Genomic DNA, 16,076 nt, shown 5'->3' on the forward strand with positions numbered 1-16,076 from the left:
CAGTGGGTCGACGGACAGTTCTCTCCCTCTGCCCGCCGCTCGGGATCCGACGGTCGAGAATGTGGAATCTCCTGCTGAAAGGTAACTTTCGAACCACGGTGGCTGTGATCGGGTGCATCCGCCTCGTCGAGCGGGGTGCGGCCCGGCCGGGGAGGGACGCCGGTACCGCGCACGGCTCAAGGTCCGCTGATCGCGAGATCGGCGCCGATCAGCCGGGCCGCGTCCTGCAATCGGGGGACCACTCGTGACTCGACGTCGTCGCCGGAATGCGCAGTGTTCTGCAGGGAGGAGTTGAGCGCGGCGACGATCCGGCCGGTTCGGTCCCGGATGGGCACGGCGACGCCGCGAATCCCCACTTCCAGTTCGTCCTCGGACAGTGCCCATCCCCGCTCGGCCGTGGCCCGGATCTCGGCGCGCAGCCGGTCCGGGTCCACCAGGGTCCGGTCGGTGAACGCCCGCAGTTCCGTCGTCTCGAGGTAGCGGTCGAGCTCCTCGTCGGTGAGTCCGGCCAGTAGGACCCGGCCGTGCGAGGTCGCGTACGCAGGGAAGCGCATGCCGACCGAGATCGCGATGCGCACGATCCGCGGCGAACGGACTCGCGCGACGTACAGTGCGTCCGCTCCGTCGAGCACGGTGACCGAGACGGTCTCCTCGAGCTCGGCGGCGAGTTTCGCCAGGTGCGGTTCGGCCAGCTGCGGAAGGCCCAGCCCGGACAGGTAGGAGAAGCCGAAACGTAGGACCCGCGGGGTCAACATGAAGCGACGGCCTTCCTGGCGGAGGAACCCGCGATCGACGAGGGTCAACAGGATTCTTCGCGCGGTCGATCGAGTGATCCCGACAGCTCGGGCCACTTCACTGAGAGTGCGCTCGCGGTGCTGTTCGTCGAAGCACTCGAGTACCGCGAGCCCCCGATCCAGAGACTCGAGAAAATACCGTTCACCCGCGGCCGCTCCCATGGGCCAATCCTAGGCACGAGCGGACTGTGCCCCTCGGGTGCCGCCGCCCACCTCGAAGCCCCGGAAGCGCGCCGACGCTCTGGCTCGGCCACCTCGCCCTGCCGCGTGAAAACCCCGAGCCTGGATTCAGGACAGCCAAACCTTATAGACTGCCGCGGTGTCACCACGTTCCACCGAGCTCGTCGACTGTCCGACGGTTCCGTTCGTCCGACACCTCGCCGAGCACGGCGAACGGACCGCACTCGTCTGCGACGGCGCCGAGATCACCTATTGCGACCTGGCCGAGCGGGTCGCCGACGTCGCCGACCGCCTCGGCACGACCCGGCGTCTCGTGCTCGTCGTCGGCGCCAACACCGTCGACGCGATCGTCGCCTACCTGGCGGCGCTGTCCGCCGGCCATCCCGTGCTGCTCGTGCCCGGCGACCGGCCCGATGCCCTCGCCGCGACGATCGAGGCGTACCGCCCCGACGTCGTCGTCGAGGACGGCCGCCTGAACGAACGCGCCGAGGACACCAGCCACGACCTGCACCCCGACCTGGCGCTGCTGCTCAGCACCTCCGGCTCGACCGGCTCGCCCAAGCTCGTCCGCCTATCGCAGCACAATGTGCAGGCGAACGCCGAGGCCATTGCCGACTACCTCGACATCCGCGACACCGACCGCACGATCACTACGCTGCCGATGCACTACTGCTACGGCCTGTCGGTGCTGCACAGCTACCTGTTGCGGGGCGCCGGCATCGTGCTCACCGACCGGTCCGTCGCCGACCCCGGATTCTGGGACCTCGTGCACCGGCACCGGGTCAGCGCACTCGCCGGCGTGCCCTACACCTTCGATCTGCTCGACCGCGCCGGGTTCGCGGACATGGACCTGCCCCATCTGCGCTACGTCACCCAGGCCGGCGGTCGTCTCGATCCCGACCGCGTCCGCCGCTACGTCGGCCTCGGCCACCGCCGCGGGTGGCAATTCTTCGTGATGTACGGGCAGACCGAGGCCACCGCCCGCATGGCCTACCTGCCTCCGCACCTCGCCGCGGAGCACCCCGACACGATCGGCGTCCCCGTCCCCGGCGGCGCCTTCCGCATCGACCCTGTGCCCGAGGCCGGCGACGGTGCCGGCGAACTCGTCTACACCGGGCCCAACGTCATGCTCGGCTATGCCACCGACCCGGACGATCTGGCCCTCGGGCGCACCGTCGACGAACTGCGCACCGGTGATCTCGCCGTCCGCACCGACGCCGGGTTGTACCGGATCGTCGGCCGCCGATCGCGCTTCGCGAAGCTGTTCGGTCTTCGCATCGATCTGCAACGCATCGAATCCGTCCTCGCGCGCCACGAACTCGTCGCGTGCTGCGCCGGCGGCGACGACGAACTGATCGTCGCCGTCGAGTCCGCCGACGCCGCGCACGTGCGGGCGGTCGCGGCGCGCGCGAGCGGGCTGCCCGAGTCCGCGGTGCGGGTGTGCGTCGTGGCCGAGATGCCCCGCACCCCGAACGGCAAACCGGACTACCGCGCTGTCGCCGCCCTCGGCGCCACCCCGGAACCGCCGCGGCCGGCGCCTGCATCGCGGACCGCCGACCTACGGCAGCTACGGGAGCTCTACGCGGACGTACTCTGCAGCGACGACGTCACCGACGACAGCACGTTCGTCGGCCTCGGGGGCGACTCGCTGTCGTACGTGCGCATGTCGGTGCGGCTCGAGCGGCTGCTCGGCCACCTGCCCGCGGACTGGCCGACGACGCCGCTGCGCGAGCTGAGCCCGTCGTCGCGCCGGACACCGCAAGGCTGGCGGACCGTCGAGACCAACGTGCTCATCCGTGCCGTGGCGATCGTGCTCATCGTCGGCTCGCACCTGCACCTGTTCGCCCTCGTCGGGGGAGCACACGTGCTGCTCGCAGCCGCGGGCTACAACTACGCGCGGTTCCAGCTGCCCAAGCCCCGTGTCGAACGGCTGCGCGCCACCCTCCTCAGTGTCGCGCGGATCGCCGCGCCCGCCGTCGCGTGGATCGGGGCGGTGCACGTGATCACCGGCGAGTACCGCTGGTCGAGTGTGCTGCTGCTCAACGGGGTCTTCGGGCCGCCCGCTTGGACGAGGGAGTGGCGGTACTGGTTCGTCGAGGCACTGGTGTACGCGCTGGTCGCGGTGGCTCTGCTGCTCGCCGTGCCGTGGTTCGACCGACGCGAGCGACGATTCCCGTTCGCGTTCCCGCTCGGACTGGTGGGTCTGGGGCTGCTGACCCGGTACGAGGTGCTCGGGCCGGACATGCCGACCAGTCAGATCCTCGCCTCGTACGTGGTGTTCTGGCTCTTTCCGTTGGGCTGGGCGGCAGCCCGGGCCGACGCGGGGTGGCAACGGCTGGTGGTGTCCGCGGTGGCGGTCGCGACCGTGCCGGGATTCTTCCACGCCGAACCCGAGCGCACCGCGCTCGTGATCGGCGGGCTGCTCCTGTTGATCTGGGTGCCACGGACGTGGTGGCCCGCGCTGCTGGTGCGGCCGGCCGAGGTGCTCGCCGCCTCGTCGCTCTACATCTACCTGACCCACTTCACGGTCTATCCGCAGCTGCGGGACATCGACCCGTGGTTCGCGTTCGCGGCGTCACTCGTCGTGGGTGTGGCGTACTGGCAGCTGTGGGTGCGGCTGGGACAGCTGTGGGGCCGCTTCGGCAGGAGATCCGTCGTCGCGATGCTCGCGCGGTCCGGTGCTACCCGCGCGCGTGAGGACGCGCGCGGGTAGCACCGGTGGGCGCGGATACCGGCCGGCTTCTCGTCAGGGCAGCAGCCGGTCGATGAAACTGTTGCTGAAGATCCGGTGCGGGTCGAGGCGGTTGTACACCGCTCGTGCGGAGTCCCAGTTCTCGTCCGCGGGCACGCCCTCGCGGTAGGTGTCGGGCAGGACCTGCTCGACGATCCGCTGGTCCGTGTAGGGCAGCTCGGGACCGAACGCCCAGCCCTTGGACCATTCGGGCCGGAATGTGGAGTCGTCGTTGTCGTAGTGTCCGCGCATCCACTGCTCCATCTCGCGGTAGAACGCGAACATCCCGGGTGTGCCGGGCACCCCGAGCACGTTGAGCCAGATCGCGGTGTCCCATTCGGGGTGGTCGGGTCGCGGGCGGGTCGCGGAGATTGTCGGCGGCCCGGCGGACGGGACCTGCACGTCGTCGGGCCGGTCGAGGCCGCAGCATCGGATCTCGACGGGGCCGTTGAGCGGGTACTGCCCCAGTGCCCGGTAGTGCTCGATGCGCTGATGGAACCACTGCGTGAAGTCGTGGATCACGTTCGCGATGTTGGCTCGATTGGTGAGGACTGCGCCGCCACCCTCCGTGAGCCGCAGGGTGGTGGCCTTGATGTAGAACTGCAGATCCTTCGACCAGCCCCAGATGTCGCTCGAGTTCGTGGCGGCGAGGCCGGCGACGGTGGTGTTGTAGTAGACCTGGCCGAAGGCCGGCGCGACGGCCGGATTCCCGGCGGTCATCTGCCCGAGCACGTCGGTGACCGGCTCGGGGACGTTGTCCGAGAACGGGTAATTGTAGGGGCCGAACACCTCGCGGGACGTGGCCGGCCGTTCGGGTGCGAGGGACCACACCTTCATCCACGGCTTGTCGGTGAAGGGGTACCAGATCGCCTCCGCACGCCCGGTAGCACGGACGAAGCTCTCGAAGGTGCGTCCGGCGGCGCCGGCGGGGGCGAAGAGTTCGCGCCAGTCGATGTCGGTGTAGCTCTGGCACCGCATCCGCGTGTTCGGCCCGGCCTGCAGGGTGACCGAGGTGACGAACGTGCGGCCCAGGTGCGTGAGCAGTGCGGTGCTGTCGGCGTCCGCGCGCGTGACGGTGCGCAGCGCGTACTCGCTCCCGTTCCACGCCACCACGGTCAGTTCCGTGACGAGGTTGCTCAGCGAGCCGAAGGTGTTCCCCGGCACGCGCGCTTCACCGTCGGCGGGCAACGCGGCGCCGTGGGCGTTGACGGCCAGGGAGCCGGCGATGGACAGCACGCCGGGCGCGGGGAGATTGGCCCAGCCGAGGCCGTTCGCCTGCAGTGCCGTGGTGATCGCGTCGAGCGTCGCGCCCGCACCGGCCGTGACGGTGGCGGGTGCCGATCCGGGATTCACCGACACCCCGTTCAGGTGCACCATCGTGTCCGCCAGGATCACCTTCTCGATCGGTGCGCCGTTGACGATGGTCAGCGGCGTCCACCCGTGCATCGCACCGCGTGGCCGGATGGTGTAGCCGTGGGCGTGGGCCCAGTTCGCGAGGCGGACGACGTCCTCGGGACTGCGCGGGGCGCAGGTCCAGATCGCGTCCAGCATGATCTCCTTGGACCAGTTCTGGTAGGCCTGCTGGTACAGGGCGATGCCGTCGGGGAAGGCGGCCGGGGTGGGCAGCGTGGCGCCGGACGAGCCGGCCGGCACGGCATGGACCGGGGTCCAGCCGCCGAGCGCGGTGGCCGCGAGGGCGCCCGCGCCGGCTGCGAGGAAACCGCGGCGGGACAGGCGCAGAGGTTCGGTGCGAATCGTCATGGATGCGCTGCTTTCTCACCGTCCCGTACCGGAACGGTGCTGAGGGAGGACGGGGTCAGGCGATGGTGAGGACGACGTCGGTGAGGGCGGGCGCGAGGTCACGCTCGACCACCGCGGCTGCCGCGAGCACGCGGTCGCCGGTCCGCCAGGCGCGCACCCTCAGTGTCTCGCCGGGGAAGACGACGCCGGCGAATCGAGCCTTGAATTCCCGCACGGCCGCGGCATCCCCGGCGAGGGCCGCATCCGTGATCGTCTTGCAGACGATCCCGTAGGTGCACAGTCCGTGCAGGATCGGGGCGGGAAATCCGGCGGCTGTCGCGAACTCCGGGTCCGAGTGCAGCGGGTTGCGGTCGCCGCACAGCCGGTACAGCAGGGCCTGCTGCGGCAGCGTCGCGACGTCCACCTCGAAATCGGGTGCCCGGTCCGGAAGTTCGACGGACTCGGACGGTCCGCGTTCGCCGCCGAAACCGCCCTCGCCGCGGGCGAAGATGGACGAGCGGGCCGTCCACAGCGGAGTGCCGGCCGGATCCGTGGTCGTCGACTCCTGGACGATGACCGCGGCCTTGCCCTTGTCCCACACCTCGGCGATCCGGGTCACTGTGCAGCCCTTGCCTTCCGGCGGGATGGGAGCGTGCACCGTCACCTCCTGGCCGCCGTGCACCACCTTCGCCAGGTCGATCTCGACACCGGGGAACGACACCTTCGGTGGCTCGGTCGCGTGGAACGTCGCCGCGACGGTGGCGAAGGTGGGCAGGACCTGCGGGTCGTCGTCGCGTAGGTAGCGCAGCTCACCGAGGTCGGTGGGACGGGCTCCGGCCCCGAGACCGAGGTGATAGAGCTGGACGTCGCTGCTGCTCCAGGTGAATTCCTGGACGGGCAGTTCGGCGCCGAGCGCGACGGCGGGATCGATGGGCACGGGTGAGCCTTTCTGTTCGGCGGACGGAGAGCGGCGCGGCCGGGTGCGGTTCAGTGTTGTTCGACGGTCTCGGAGACCTCCGGCGCCGCCGGCTGCTCCGGCCGGGCGAGCGCATCGAGGACCGCAAGATAGGCGAACGTCATGGCCGGGCCGATCGTGGCGCCGGGTCCGGCGTAGGTGTGGCCCATGACGGGGCCGCTGGCATTGCCGACCGCGTAGAGTCCCTCGATCACGGACCCGTCCTCGCGCAGGACCCGGGCGTCGGCGTCGGTGCGCAGGCCGCCTTTGGTGCCGAGATCACCGGGCACCACCTTGATCGCGTAGAAGGGGGCCTTGTCGATGGCGCCGAGACTCGGGTTGGGCTTGTTGCGCGGGTCGCCGTAGTAGTGGTCGTAGCCCGATTCCCCGCGCCCGAAGTCCTCGTCCCGGCCCGCCCGGGCGAAGCCGTTGAAGCGTTCCACCGTCGCGGTGAGGGCGTCTGCCGGCACCCCGATCTTCCCGGCGAGCTCGGTGATCGAGCCGGCGCGGACGACGACACCCGCCTTCAGCCACCGCTTGGGGAAGGGGCTGCGGGGCGTGATGCCGGCGAAGGTGTAGCGATTGCGGTAGCGCTGGTCGAGGATCATCCAGCACGGAATGTTCTCGCCCGGTCCGTCGCCCCGGCCGTGGCGACCGCCGTACATGGCGTGCACCGCCTCGACGTACGGGGCGGATTCGTTGACGAAGCGCCGGCCCGCCGCATTGACCATCATCGAGCCCGGCAGGCTGCGCTCGGACAGGGCGAACCACGGGCCGCCGGTGAGCGGAAACGACGGGCCCCACCAGGCGTCGTCCATGAAATCGACGGCGGCGCCGAGAGACTGGCCTGCGCGGATGCCGTCTCCGGTGTTGGCCTTCGCGCCGACGGTCCATTCGGTGCCGATCGGGGCGCGTTGGTACTGCCTCCGCATCTGCTCGTTGTGCTCGAAGCCGCCGGAGGCGATCACCACGCCGCGACGCGCCCGGATGGTGCGCTGCTGTCCGTCCGACTCGACCCGCACACCGCTTACCACCCCGTCCTCGACGACGAGGTCCGTCAGGGCGGTGTTCAGCAGCAGCGGCACTCCGGCGTCGCGCAGACCCGTGCGGAGTCCGGCCATGAGCGCCTGGCCACGGACCAGCAGGTGCTTCCTGCGTGCCCGCGCCCACAGGTACCGCACGCAGACCTTCGCGGCGCGAACCGGTCCGCGGGGATTGCGCACGAGCAGGTTGAGCCACTTGTAGTCGGCCTGGGTGATGACGAAGTTGGGTGGGCCCTCGACGTAGTCGGGTTCGAGCAGGGCGAGATCGTCGCCGAGTCGCTTGCCGTCGAACGGTTTCGGCTCGACGGACCGCCCACCGAGCCTGCCGCCGGGGGCCTCGGGGTAGTAGTCGGAGTAGCCCGGCACCCATTGCAGTTCCAAGGCGCTGTGTTCCAGGACGAAGGACAGCATCTCGGGACCGCGGTCGATGTAGGTGTCGATCTTGTCGGCGGGCACGACGTCGCCGATGATGCTGTGCAGGTAGGTGCGGGCCGCATCCGGGGTGTCGGTGACGCCGGCCGCCTCGAGGACCTCGTTGTTCGGAATCCACACGCCGCCGCCCGAGCGGGCACTCGAACCGCCGTAGTGCGGTGCCTTCTCGACCAGGACGACGCTCGCGCCCTGGTGCGCGGCGGTCAGCGCGGCGGTCATTCCGCCGGCACCGCTGCCGACGACGACGATGTCGTATTCCTGCTTGATCATGTAGAACACGTTATAGAATGATGGCGCGGTGAGTCCATCCCTTCTGCCAGGAAGATCACCCGCACACCACGCGCCGAACGGAAACAGGTTGCAGAATCTGCCGGTCGCCGGTGAACAGGAAGGAACCGCAATGCTGCCGACGCAACTGCGCACCCGGCTGGCGGACGAGCTCGAGGCCGCCGAGCGCGACCGTACCCCGATCGACCCGCTCGTGGCCCGGTACTCGGACATCGACGTCGTCGACGCCTACGAGATCCAGCTGATCAACATCCGGCGTCGCCTCGCGGCCGGTGCTCGCGTGGTCGGCCACAAGGTCGGGCTGTCGTCGCTGGCCATGCAGCAGATGATGGGTGTGGACGAGCCCGACTACGGTCATCTGCTCGACGACATGCAGGTCTTCGAGGACCGGCCCGTCGACACCTCGCGGTACTGCTTCCCGCGGGTGGAGGTCGAGGTGGCCTTCGTGCTCGGCAAGGACCTGCCCGGGGCGGACTGCACCGAGAACGACGTCCTCGATGCCACCGTCGCGTTCGCGCCGTCCGTCGAACTGATCGACAGCCGGATCAAGGACTGGAAGATCGGCCTCGCGGACACCATCGCCGACAACGCCTCGTCCGCCGGCTGGGTGCTCGGCACGCAGCGGGTCGCGCCGTCCGACATCGATATCAAAGGCATCGACGCGGTGCTCACCCGCAACGGCGAGCGGATCGCCGAGGGACGCAGCGACGCAGTGCTCGGCAATCCCGTCACCGCCGTCGCGTGGCTCGCTCGCAAGGTCGACAGTTTCGGAGTGCGGCTGAAGGCGGGTGACATCGTCCTGCCCGGTTCGTGCACGCGGGCCGTCGATGCGCGCCCCGGCGACGAGTTCCACGCCGAATTCGCGGGACTGGGCTCCGTCTCGCTCACGTTCTCGTGACCACCCGGTCCCGACTGCAAGGAGAAACCATGGCCAAGGCACGTGTCGCGATCGTCGGCTCGGGCAACATCAGCACCGACCTGCTCTACAAGCTGCAACGCTCGGAGGTGCTCGAGCCGCGCTGGATGATCGGTATCGACCCGGCGAGCGAGGGACTCGCCCGCGCCCGCACGCTCGGCCTGGAGACGTCCGCCGAAGGGATCGACTGGTTGCTCGCGCAGCCGGAGAAGCCGGACCTGGTGTTCGAGGCGACGTCGGCATACGTGCACCGGGAGGCCGCACCGAGGTACGAGGCGGCCGGCATCCGGGCGATCGATCTCACCCCCGCGGCCGTCGGGCCGGCCGTCGTGCCGCCCGCGAACCTCGGTGCGCACCTGGACGTGCCCAACGTCAACATGATCACGTGCGGCGGCCAGGCAACCATCCCGATCGTGCACGCCGTCTCCCGCGTCGTGGACGTGCCCTACGCCGAGATCGTGGCGTCGGTGGCGTCGGTGTCCGCCGGGCCGGGTACCCGCGCCAACATCGACGAGTTCACCAAGACCACCAGCCGGGGCATCGAGACCATCGGCGGTGCGCGCAGAGGCAAGGCGATCATCATCCTCAACCCCGCGGACCCGCCGATGATCATGCGCGACACCATCTTCTGTGCCATCCCCGAGGACGCCGACCGGGACGCCATCGCCGAATCCATCCACCGCGTCGTCGCCGACGTGCAGCAGTACGTGCCCGGCTACCGGCTGCTCAACGAACCGCAGTTCGACGATCCGACCGTCGTGTCCGGCGGGCACGCCACCGTCACCACCTTCGTCGAGGTCGAGGGCGCCGGCGACTTCCTGCCGCCGTACGCCGGCAACCTCGACATCATGACCGCGGCCGCCACCAAGGTGGGCGAGGAGATCGCCCGCGCACTCCTCTCGGCGGACGCCCTCCCTTCCAACACCTCCGTGAAGGCGTGAATCCGATGACCGCTACCGACCGCCGCGACGACATCTTCTTCGAACCGTCGTGGGACATCCGTGTGACCGACACGTCGCTGCGCGACGGCTCCCACCACAAGCGTCACCAGTTCGACCGGGAGGAGGTGCGTGCCGTCGTCGCCGCCCTCGACCTCTCGGGCGTCCCCGTCATCGAGGTCACCCACGGCGACGGCCTCGGCGGCTCCTCGTTCAACTACGGGTTCTCGAAGGTGCCCGAGCAGGAACTGATCAAGATCGCCGTCGACACCGCGCAGCACGCGAAGATCGCATTTCTCATGCTCCCCGGCGTCGGTATCAAGGAGGACATCGTCGAGGCGCAGGACAACGGCGCGTCGATCTGCCGCATCGCCACGCACTGCACCGAGGCCGACGTGTCCGTCCAGCACTTCGGGCTGGCCCGCGAGCGCGGACTCGAGACCGTGGGCTTCCTGATGATGGCGCACACCGTCACCCCGGAGAAGCTCGCCGAGCAGGCCCGCATCATGGCCGACGCCGGCTGCCAGTGCGTGTACGTCGTGGACTCCGCCGGCGCGCTCGTTCTCGAACAGGTCACCGAGCGGGTCGAGGCGCTCGTCGCCGAACTGGGTTCGGACGCCCAGGTCGGCTTCCACGGCCACGAGAATCTCGGCCTGGGCGTGGCGAACTCGATCGCGGCGGTCCGGGCCGGCGCCAAACAGATCGACGGATCGGCGCGTCGCTTCGGGGCCGGAGCCGGCAACACGCCCGTCGAAGCGTTCGTCGGGGTGTGCGACAAGGTGGGGATCAAGACCGGCATCGACTTCTTCGCGATCGCCGACGCCGCGGAGGACGTCGTGCGCCCGGTGATGCCCGCCGAATGCCTCCTCGACCGTCAGGCCCTGATGATGGGCTACGCGGGGGTGTACTCGAGCTTCCTGCGTCACGCCGAGCGCCAGGCCGAGCGGTACGGGGTCTCGGCTGCGGAACTGTTGGTGCGGGCCGGCAAGCGCAAGCTCATCGGCGGTCAGGAGGACCAGCTGATCGACATCGCCCTCGAACTCCAGCGCGAACAACAGTCCGCCTGACCGACCGACTGACCGACCGAATGTCACATCGCGTCGATCCGATCGACGCGATGTGACATTCGGCCACGGGGGGTGTGGGTGCCGCTACGGCCGACTGCCCCCGAACCGGGCCGTTCCGGACTCCACGTCGACGCTCAGCCATCCGGGCTCGCCGCCGGTGGCGTCCTCCCGGTCCATCAGTGAGGTCTGTCGCTGTTCGAATTCGAATCGCCGCGACCCTTCGAACACCGCACCGACCTCCTCGAACCCCGTTGCCGCCACCGGCCGTGTGCGACCGTCCCCGCTGCGCCGGAGGAGGCGACGACCCGTCAGGCGGCTCCACAACACCTCCACCACGGCCGCGCCCACCAGCAGGCAGGCCAGTCCCGGAATCGTCATCGCGAACAGCGCGCCCATCGTTCCAGGGTATCGAGCCCCGGAATGCAGCAACGATTCCAGGAACGCTCAGCGACGAGGTGTTGTGGGACTTCTGCCGCTTGCAGAACAGGTCGATCCACATGAACACGGCAGAGGCGGCCCGCTTCCTCGCCGACGCTACCCGACCGGTTCGATGTCCGGGAGTTTCCAGGTCTTGTCGAACCACGGCTCCAACGGCCCGTAGAGGCGGAACGCCGCGAACCAACTCTTGCCGGGCAGGGTCTGGACCCAGTTGTGACCGTCGGTGGGCGGTTCGGGCCCGTAGTGGACGTCGACCGAGCCGTCCTCGTTGGTGGTCACGTCCGCGTCCTCGCTGGTCACCGACGGCCACTGCTGATCGGTCTGCAGCATCGACCGGGTCTGGGTGTCGTAGACCAGCACCGACCAGAAGTTGTTCACCGGAACCTGCGGGGGCACACGCAACCGGTAGCTCCGGCCACCGTCGAACGGCGCGCCGGTGGCATCGACGAACGCGAGGGCGTACTGCGACCCGGTCCCGACCGTCTTCTGCTCCCACGACGGGCTCGTGCTCCCGTACAAGAAGTAGAGCTGGGCGGCGGCGTCGAGCAGCAGGACCCCGTCCTCCGTGCACGAATAGCCGCCGAGGAAGCCCGAGCGCCAGGCGCTGCCGGGGTAGTAGTACGCCTCCGGTTGGCGGAACCGGTAGGTCAGTGCGCGGGCGGTCGCATCCCCCACCGTGGCGGCCTCGGTCAGGATGGCGCGCATCCGCTCGTCCGGGGCGAACGGCCTACCCCGGCGGATCCCGATCGAGGCGAACATTCCCAGGGTGAGCGGGTCGGCCGAGTCCGGCGGTTCGGACTGCACCACCTCGTCGAGCATCTCCCAGAACCGGAAGTCGGCCGGGCGACGGCGCACATCGGCTCGGCCGAGACGTTCACGAACCGCGTCGACGGGGGGTCGGCGGCCTGGGAGAGCGGATGGATCCGGGTGTGCGCCTCGACCATCTCCACCGCCGGGCGCGGATCGCCGTGCTCGTCCCGGAAACCCCGCCAGCCCACCCACAACCCGATGGTGCGTGACCGCACCACGAGGTCACCGTCCGGCACCTGCCCGGCGTAACCGGGCGGCACGAACAGGTAGCGGCCGCCGCGGCCCTGATCCGGTCCGGTGATACCCACGTCGATCACCCACCGGCACCAGGAGTCGATCGCGCTGCCGTACACCTTCGGGGGTACCTCGACGACGACGGGCCCGTCGCGCAGGTCGAGCCAGGCGTAGTGGTACGAGGTGCTGGTGTTGTAGGCCAGGCCGATGAACCGCGGATGGGCCAGGTCCGCCCACATCACCAGCGTCGAGTTCGCCGGCCCCCACTGCACCAGCGCCTGCCGCATCGCCGCGATGGCCACCGGGGCCAGTCCCAGCAGGTAGGCCTGGACCGCCCGTTGGAAGTCCAGGTTGTCGAACAGCGTCCGGGTCGTCTCGTCGTCGGGGAACCCGTCGAAGAACCGCAGGGTGCCCAACCGGGTGCGGACCTCGTCCGGCGTCGCGATCCCGGGTGGAATCGGTGTGGTGTTCGCATGCGAGGTCATCGATATTCTCCTGTGTAGATAGCGCTTTCGAGATTCTCCGTCGCCGGCCAGACCGCCCACGTCACCCAGTGGGGATGGGTCATTCCTGTCCTCACTGTCTGCCGGCTCGACGAGAAGACACGTGACGACGTCGTACCCCGTCACGGACTCGAGGTCGCCGGAGGTCCATCGGAAACTGCAACTCGACCTGCTCGGCCCGCGGGCTCCGCACGCACCGCCGCGATCGCCGCCGGAAGTCCGATTTTCGTCATCGATACCTCCAACAGTCGCTCGTTGTGCTTCCAGCGCCCGCCACTCGCCCGACTGGTCCAGGATTGTCCGTAGCAGAACCAGAACGAGCCCCGTGGTTGGGACGATATGTCCTGGGGGAGCTTGGTGACAGGGTCCAATGGCCCCCTCCGGATCTCTCCGCGTGCCTGGCGCAGCGGAGAAGATCCGGAGCAAGGGGCGACGGGCTGATCGCTTACGGCTTCACAAGTCCTGTTCGGTAGGCGACGACGACCAGTTGCGCGCGGTCGCGAGCCCCGAGTTTCACCATGGCGTGGCTTACGTGGGTGCGGGCGGTGGCCGGGCTGAGGCAGAGTTCGGCGCCGATTTCCTTGTTGCTCATACCCATACCTACGAGCGTCAGGACCTCGCGTTCCCGATCGGTGAGAACCTCGAGCCGATGATCGGCGGCCTTGTCGGCGGTGCGCTGTGCGGTGAACTGGGCGATGAGGCGGCGCGTGATGCGCGGCGCGAGCAGAGCTTCTCCGGCGGCGATCACGCGGATACCGTGCAGGAGCTCGGCGGGGCCGGCGTCCTTGAGCAGGAAGCCGCTGGCGCCGGCCTGCAAGCCTTCGAAGACGTAGGCATCGGTGTCGTAGGTGGTCAGGATGAGGATGCGTACGTGCTGGAGCCCGGGGGTGGTGGCGATCTGCCGGGTGGCCTCGATCCCGTCCATCTTCGGCATCCGGATATCCATGAGGACGACATCCGGGCGCACGGCTCGGGCCTGCTCCACGGCCTCGGCGCCGGTTGTGGCTTCCCCGACTACCGTGATGCCGTCCTCGACCTCGAGCAGGATCCTGAAACCGGATCGCACGAGATGCTCGTCGTCGACGAGCAGCACCTTGATGGGAGCGTCGGGGCCGGATGCGCCCGTCACCGCGTTCATACGTTCACCGTTCCGGTCGGGGCCAAGGGCAGCCGGGCGGTGACGGCGAAGCCACCGCCGGGGAGCGGACCGGCGTCGAAGTCTCCGCCCAGCAGGTGGCAACGCTCGCGCATCCCCACGATCCCGTGGCCGCGTGTGTCCGTGCCGGCCAACCTGTCGTCGGCACGGTCGGCTGCCCCCTCGGTGTCCCCACCCGTGCGCGGGCCGTCGTTCGTCACACGGACTTCCACCGCGTCGGGGCCGTAGTTCAGTACGACCGCGACCCGGGTCGGGCCCACATGGCGGATCACATTGGTGATCGACTCCTGCAGGATCCGGTACACGGCGCTGCCGACCGCGCCGGGTACGGGCGGAGGGGGCGAGATCGTTTCCAACTCGACGTCGAGCCCGGCTTCGCGCGCCCTGGCGGTGAGTTCGCCGACCTGCCCCAGACCCGGGGGTGGAAGGCGGTCGTCGTGGTCGTCGCGAAGGACTCCGAGGATGGCCCGCATCTCCTGCAGTGCCCGGGAACTGGTTTGCTCGATGGTCTCGAGCGTTCGGCGCGCTTGTTCGGGTCGCTTGTCCAGCACGTGCGCGGTGACACCGGATTGGACGTTGATGACGGCGATGGCGTGCGCGACGGTGTCGTGGACCTCACGCGCGATCCTGAGCCGTTCCTCGTCGACCCGGGCGCGTGCTTCGTCCTCACGGGAGCGTTCTGCCAGTTCGGCGCGCTCGAGCGCTTCCTCCGCGATGACTCTCCTCGAGCGGACGCTCTCCCCGAGGGCGGCACTCATGCCCGCGGCGCCGATCCGGAAGTACACCCAGCCGACCGCGGCCGGGGGTTCGATGTCGGCCGCGGCGGTCAGCCACACCGCGGACAGTGCTGCAATGCCCACCCCGGCCGTCACCAGCGAGCGACGTCCGTCGCCGTAGGCGGTGAGGGTGTAGAGGGCCACGAACAAACCCAGCCATCCCGGGCCGTCCGGGAAATCGAGCGCGTAGTACACCATGCTGGCGAGCGCGGTCACGACGAACACTGCGACGGGCCGGCGGCGGCGCCAGAACAGGACTGCGCCACCGGCGATCAACAACAGATAGCCGAGATTTCCGAGGTCGGACAGCGGACGCAACACTGCCTCGGGTTCCCCGCTGTTGCGGACGACGGTTCCCTGGACCTGCATCACCGCGATGAATACCGCCAGCAGCGCATCCTGCGCCCAGGCGGGCGGGCGGAACAACGTGACGCGCTCCTGCATGGCGTGATCATATGGCTCCGGGTCGGGGAGACAACTCCTCCGAACTGCGCAGTCGCCTACGTCGAGGAGCGTGATTACGCGCGAGCGACTTACGTCGAACTGCGTATCCGCCGCCGCCCGCCGCCCGAGGACACCGCGCTGCCGAGACGCGACGATCGAGTGTGTCCGCTCGACGCCGCAGGCCTCCCGGAGGGCGGCCGGAGCCGTCGCTCGACCGAAAGGAACCGCAATGACTGTCCTCGACTTGCTTGCCGCACCGGCGATGACACCGGTCCCCGTTCTCGCCGCCGGTTACGAAGTCGGCGTCGGACGAACCGTGCCCACAGCGGCAGCCGCACTGGGCTTGATCAGCGCCGTCGCCGGTGGGCTGGCTCTGGCCCGATACCGCCGGCCCGGCACCGGACGGGCCCGGGCGATCGTGGCCGTGGTGCTGGGGTCGCTCAGCGTGATCGCCGGTGGGTTGCACGGGGTCAACTCCGCCGGGGGTCTCGGCACCGGCAACGGGCTCGCCGGTGCCGTCGTCGCCGTGGCGCTGGGGCTGATCGGCACGATCCTCGGTGGGCTGGCTCTGGCCCGCTCTCGTCGCCGATCCGGCCATGACTCCGGTCCCGTGCCCGCGTCGTGAACTCGG

The 16,076-nt window shown here is 69.5% G+C and carries 12 protein-coding genes and 1 pseudogene; 5 read left to right on the forward strand and 8 right to left on the reverse strand.

Annotated elements, in window-relative coordinates:
- Nucleotides 1–176: 176 nt before the first annotated feature.
- On the reverse strand, nucleotides 177–956 hold the full coding sequence (locus AC2IPW_RS03345) for an IclR family transcriptional regulator domain-containing protein (protein ID WP_486376287.1): 780 nt from the start codon (nucleotides 954–956) through the stop codon (nucleotides 177–179).
- Nucleotides 957–1,113: 157 nt separating this feature from the next.
- Here AC2IPW_RS03345 and AC2IPW_RS03350 point away from each other — a divergent pair, with 157 nt between their 5' ends.
- Nucleotides 1,114–3,687, forward strand: coding sequence for a non-ribosomal peptide synthetase (locus AC2IPW_RS03350; protein WP_486376288.1), 2,574 nt, complete (start codon nucleotides 1,114–1,116; stop codon nucleotides 3,685–3,687).
- Nucleotides 3,688–3,720: 33 nt separating this feature from the next.
- On the opposite strand, the gene AC2IPW_RS03355 is transcribed toward AC2IPW_RS03350, so the two are convergent.
- From AC2IPW_RS03355 to kstD, 3 genes are read right to left on the reverse strand one after another with little or no spacing between them, the layout of a single operon-like run.
- On the reverse strand, nucleotides 3,721–5,466 hold the full coding sequence (locus AC2IPW_RS03355) for a cholesterol oxidase substrate-binding domain-containing protein (protein ID WP_486376289.1): 1,746 nt from the start codon (nucleotides 5,464–5,466) through the stop codon (nucleotides 3,721–3,723).
- Between the two features lie 55 nt (nucleotides 5,467–5,521).
- On the reverse strand, nucleotides 5,522–6,382 hold the full coding sequence (locus tag AC2IPW_RS03360; protein ID WP_486376290.1) for a MaoC/PaaZ C-terminal domain-containing protein: 861 nt from the start codon (nucleotides 6,380–6,382) through the stop codon (nucleotides 5,522–5,524).
- Nucleotides 6,383–6,432: 50 nt separating this feature from the next.
- Nucleotides 6,433–8,145, reverse strand: coding sequence for a 3-oxosteroid 1-dehydrogenase (gene kstD / locus AC2IPW_RS03365; protein ID WP_486376291.1), 1,713 nt, complete (start codon nucleotides 8,143–8,145; stop codon nucleotides 6,433–6,435).
- A 130-nt stretch (nucleotides 8,146–8,275) separates the two neighbouring features.
- On the opposite strand from kstD, the gene AC2IPW_RS03370 reads away from it, so the two are divergent.
- Genes AC2IPW_RS03370 through dmpG form a run of 3 tightly spaced genes read left to right on the forward strand, consistent with a single transcriptional unit; the run spans nucleotide 8,276 to nucleotide 11,084 of the window.
- The gene (locus AC2IPW_RS03370) at nucleotides 8,276–9,061 is read left to right on the forward strand and encodes a 2-keto-4-pentenoate hydratase (RefSeq protein ID WP_289377175.1); all 786 of its coding nucleotides are present in this window, start codon (nucleotides 8,276–8,278) and stop codon (nucleotides 9,059–9,061) included.
- 29 nt (nucleotides 9,062–9,090) lie between these two features.
- Nucleotides 9,091–10,020 (forward strand): acetaldehyde dehydrogenase (acetylating), encoded by a 930-nt coding sequence (locus AC2IPW_RS03375; protein WP_003935901.1) that lies wholly within the window; start codon nucleotides 9,091–9,093, stop codon nucleotides 10,018–10,020.
- A gap of 5 nt (nucleotides 10,021–10,025) precedes the next feature.
- Nucleotides 10,026–11,084 carry a 4-hydroxy-2-oxovalerate aldolase gene (gene dmpG, locus AC2IPW_RS03380; RefSeq protein ID WP_003935900.1) on the forward strand — a complete coding sequence of 353 codons (1,059 nt, stop codon included), beginning with the start codon at nucleotides 10,026–10,028 and terminating at the stop codon, nucleotides 11,082–11,084.
- A gap of 84 nt (nucleotides 11,085–11,168) precedes the next feature.
- Here dmpG and AC2IPW_RS03385 read toward each other — a convergent pair whose 3' ends face one another.
- The 4 genes and pseudogenes from AC2IPW_RS03385 to AC2IPW_RS03400 form a co-directional block, all read right to left on the reverse strand.
- On the reverse strand, nucleotides 11,169–11,480 hold the full coding sequence (locus AC2IPW_RS03385) for a DUF6191 domain-containing protein (RefSeq protein ID WP_486376292.1): 312 nt from the start codon (nucleotides 11,478–11,480) through the stop codon (nucleotides 11,169–11,171).
- A 138-nt stretch (nucleotides 11,481–11,618) separates the two neighbouring features.
- Nucleotides 11,619–13,051: pseudogene (locus AC2IPW_RS03390) on the reverse strand (DUF1254 domain-containing protein).
- 463 nt (nucleotides 13,052–13,514) lie between these two features.
- On the reverse strand, nucleotides 13,515–14,207 hold the full coding sequence (locus tag AC2IPW_RS03395; RefSeq protein ID WP_289377181.1) for a response regulator transcription factor: 693 nt from the start codon (nucleotides 14,205–14,207) through the stop codon (nucleotides 13,515–13,517).
- Nucleotides 14,204–15,445, reverse strand: a complete 1,242-nt coding sequence (locus tag AC2IPW_RS03400; RefSeq protein WP_486376293.1) for a sensor histidine kinase — start codon at nucleotides 15,443–15,445, stop codon at nucleotides 14,204–14,206. The genes AC2IPW_RS03395 and AC2IPW_RS03400 overlap by 4 nt, the downstream gene beginning before the upstream one ends.
- A gap of 229 nt (nucleotides 15,446–15,674) precedes the next feature.
- Between AC2IPW_RS03400 and AC2IPW_RS03405 the strand changes: the two genes are divergently transcribed.
- The gene (locus AC2IPW_RS03405) at nucleotides 15,675–16,070 is read left to right on the forward strand and encodes a DUF6223 family protein (protein ID WP_486376294.1); all 396 of its coding nucleotides are present in this window, start codon (nucleotides 15,675–15,677) and stop codon (nucleotides 16,068–16,070) included.
- Nucleotides 16,071–16,076 lie beyond the last annotated feature (6 nt).

This window comes from Rhodococcus sp. NS-SX18 (assembly GCF_057367935.1).